General features: G+C 72.1%; 2 protein-coding genes and 1 pseudogene. All 3 read right to left on the bottom strand.

The window, feature by feature from the left end:
- Positions 1-38: 38 nt before the first annotated feature.
- Complete coding sequence (locus tag ACFPZI_RS36650) at positions 39-2,357, bottom strand: ABC transporter permease (protein WP_381371491.1); 2,319 nt, start codon at positions 2,355-2,357, stop codon at positions 39-41.
- A 98-nt stretch (positions 2,358-2,455) separates the two neighbouring features.
- Positions 2,456-3,145, bottom strand: a complete 690-nt coding sequence (locus ACFPZI_RS36655) for an ABC transporter ATP-binding protein (RefSeq protein WP_381371484.1) — start codon at positions 3,143-3,145, stop codon at positions 2,456-2,458.
- Positions 3,142-3,230, bottom strand: a pseudogene (locus ACFPZI_RS36660) (PadR family transcriptional regulator); the annotation flags it as partial. The gene ACFPZI_RS36655 and the pseudogene ACFPZI_RS36660, both read right to left, overlap by 4 nt.

Genomic DNA, 3,230 nt, shown 5'->3' on the forward strand with positions numbered 1-3,230 from the left:
GGGCACCCCGGGCTGCCCGGGACCGGCCGCCGCGCCGGTCACTCCGTGCGGAGGCCGTCCGGGCGCATCATGCGCAGGAGGGGCGGCAGACTCAGCAGCGTCACCACCACGACGACCCCCGCACCGAAACCGGTCATCTGCAACAGGCTCGTCCAGTCCATCCGCACCGGTGTCGACGTCATCCGCAGCAGGACGGCGCCCAGCGTGACCCCCACCGCCGAGGCCAGCAGCAGCCCCAGGCCGATAGGGACGGCCGTCTGCCACAGCACCGACAGGCTCAGGGTGCGCCGCCGGGTGCCGAAGGCGACCAGGGCCGACAGCAGCTTGCGGCGTTCGCGCAACTGCTCCAGCTGGGAGACCAGCAGACTCGCCCCGATCAGCGCCAGGACACAGGCCGCGCCGACGAACAGGCCGGTACGGATCGACTCGTAGGTCTCGGAACGCTCGGAGGCGCTCCACCTGAACACGTCCGTCAGCGGATCGATCGCGGCGGCCGTGTTCCGCACGTGCTCCATGGCGTACGGCACCGACTCGTCGACCTCGAGGTAGAGCTCGCCGGAGAGTCCGTCGGTCATCCCCGCCGGCACCGCGCCCGGGGTCAGCAGGAAGCCGCCATGCTCGTGGCCCACCGGGTCCGGAACCGACCGGGCCTGCTTGACCCCGGCGGGAACCGTCCAGACGGCCCCCTCGCCGTAGCCGGAGGGGTCCGAGGGATCGGATACCTCGAGGTGGAGGTCCACTCCCGGCTTGTTCAGCGTCGGGGTGCCGGTGTCGTACTCGGCGCCGGAGACCGTGAACACGTCGCCGTCACGGCACGAAGGGAGCTTCGCCACCGTGCGCAGGGTCGCGCAGTCGGCGACGGTCAGTGCTGTGCTGTTCTCCGGCTCCTGCCGCCAGGGCTTGTCGCCGAGGTAGCCGTGGGACACCGCGTAGACCTTGCTCACACCCTTGGTGGCCGCCAGCTTCTCTGCGGCGGGGGCGAGGTCCTGGCCCGTCGGCAATTCCACCTGCACCTGGGCCAGCGACACGTCGAACCCGGTGTCCTCGGTGTAGTCGCCCTCGACGCCGGCGAACAGCATCTGGAGCGCGATCGCGCCGGCCACCGCCACCGCGACCCCGTTGACCATCCGGGCCGCCGAGCCGCTGCTGAGCTGAAGCCGGCGCACCGCCAGCTGCCACGACAGGCTGCCCCTGCCGAGCCGGGAGACGACCGTCTCCACGACCCACGGCAGCAGCGCGGTGATTCCGATGAGCACCAGCAGGACACCGCCGGCGACCAGGTACTCGTTGAAGTCCCCGTTCTCCCGGCCCTGACCGATCATCGGATAGAGCATCGCGATGCCGGCCAGTGGCAGCAGCAGCCGCCACCACAGCCGCCGCCGGGGCGGACGCGCCGCACGGACCACGCCCAGCGGCTCGATGACGACCCCGCGCAGCGCGAGCAGCGTCACCAGCACCGCGGCCGCCGGGACCAGCACCGCGACCAGCAGGGCCAGCAGCGGCGACGGGTTCAGGAAACTCGGGAACACGCTGATGCCGAACACCTCGACGGAGGCGGTGACCTGACGGCCGATCAGGAAGAAGCCGGTGCCGAGGACCAGCCCGAGCAGTGCTCCGGCCAGCGCCTCGCCCGCCGCGATGCGGCGGGTGGCCGCCGCGTCGGAGCCGACCAGCCGCAGCGCCGCGAGCCGGCGGTCGCGCCGTTCGCCGCCGAACCGTACGGCGGTGGCGATGAACACGGCGACCGGCGTCAGCAGCACCACGAAGACGACCAGGACCAGCAGCATGATGACCGGGTCGGTCTCTTCCTCGGACACATATTCGCCAGGGGTGCCGAACCTGTCGAGGCGTACCGCCGCCGAGCCGTCGAACCGGTCGGCGAGCCCCTCGGCCCCCGCGTAGTAGGCGAGCTCCTGCGAGCCGACGAGGCCCGGCTCGCCGATCGTCCCCACGACGTCGTACGGCAGCCGCTCGCGCAGCAGTCCGGCGCCGTCCGACGCGAGCAGGTCCTTCAGGGCAGGGGAGACGACCATCTCGCCGACCGCCGGGAACTCGCCCAGACCCGGCGGCATGGGGGCCTTCGGGCCCTCCTGCTCCGTCAGCCGGCCGCGGATGTGCTCGTTCCGGAACTCGGTGTCGGTACGCGCGATGATCAGGGTGTCGTCGGCCTTCGGTATGACCTCCGAGATGAAGGGCCAGTCGAGCCGCGCCTCCTCCCGCCGGTCCCGCTCCGTCAGTACGCCGGGCAGGGCGGCGCAGAGCAGCAGCAGCGCCACGCCGAGACCGACGCCGACCCCGGTGAGTAAGGCCCTGATCCAACCCTCGCGCCCGCCGGCCAGGGCGAACCGGACACCCATGCCCAAATCCCGGGCCACCGCACGGGCTTTCGGCTCCGTGCGGACGACGGGGACTTCCGGGGCGGAGGAAGCGGTGCGGTCCCGCTCCTTGGTCCCGCTCATACGGCGTGCTCCATGTCCCGGGACTTCCCGTCGCGTACGACGATCTCGCGGTCGGAGTACGCGGCCACCCGCGCCTCGTGCGTGACGAGGACGACGGCGGCGTTGGTGGACCGGGCGGCCTCCGTGAGCAGTTCCATCACGCGCTCGCCGTTGAGCGAGTCCAGCGCGCCGGTCGGCTCGTCGGCGAACAGCACCCGCGGGCCGGTCACCAGCGACCGGGCCACGGCGACCCGCTGCCCTTGGCCGCCGGAGACCTCGCCGGGCCGCTTCGCCCGGACGTCGTCGACCTCCAGGCGCTCCATCCAGGCCAGGGCGGCGCGCTCGGCCTCCTTGCGGGGAGTGCCGTTCAGCCGCAGGGGCAGGGCGACGTTCTCCACGCAGGTCAGCTCCGGCACGAGCTGCCCGAACTGGAAGACGAAGCCGAACTCCGAGCGCCTGAGCCTGCTGCGCTCGGAGTCGTTCATCGCGGTCAGTTCGCGCCCGTTGTACATGATCGAGCCGGAGTCGGGTGTGACGATCCCGGCGAGGCAGTGCAGCAGGGTCGACTTGCCCGACCCGGAGGGGCCCATCACGGCGACGACCTCGCCGGGATGGATGGAGAACGCGGCGCCGTCGAGCGCGGGGGTGGGCCCGTACGCCTTGCGCAGGTCCTGGGCGGTGAGCAGGGATCCGGCGGGGATCGTCATCGGGAGACCGCCTCACGGAGTTTGTCGAGGCGCGCGGCGGTGAGCTCCAGCCAGCGCAGGTCGGCCTCGAGGTGGAACAGGGCGT

It is taken from the genome of Streptomyces chlorus (genome assembly GCF_042655885.1).
In the GTDB taxonomy this organism is placed as follows: Bacteria; Actinomycetota; Actinomycetes; order Streptomycetales; family Streptomycetaceae; genus Streptomyces; species Streptomyces chlorus.

Coding starts and splice junctions, on each gene's coding strand:
- ACFPZI_RS36655 (WP_381371484.1), bottom strand. CDS start 3,145: ATGACGATCCCCGCCGGATCCCTGCTCACCGCCCAGGACCTGCGCAAG.
- ACFPZI_RS36650 (WP_381371491.1), bottom strand. CDS start 2,357: ATGGGTGTCCGGTTCGCCCTGGCCGGCGGGCGCGAGGGTTGGATCAGG.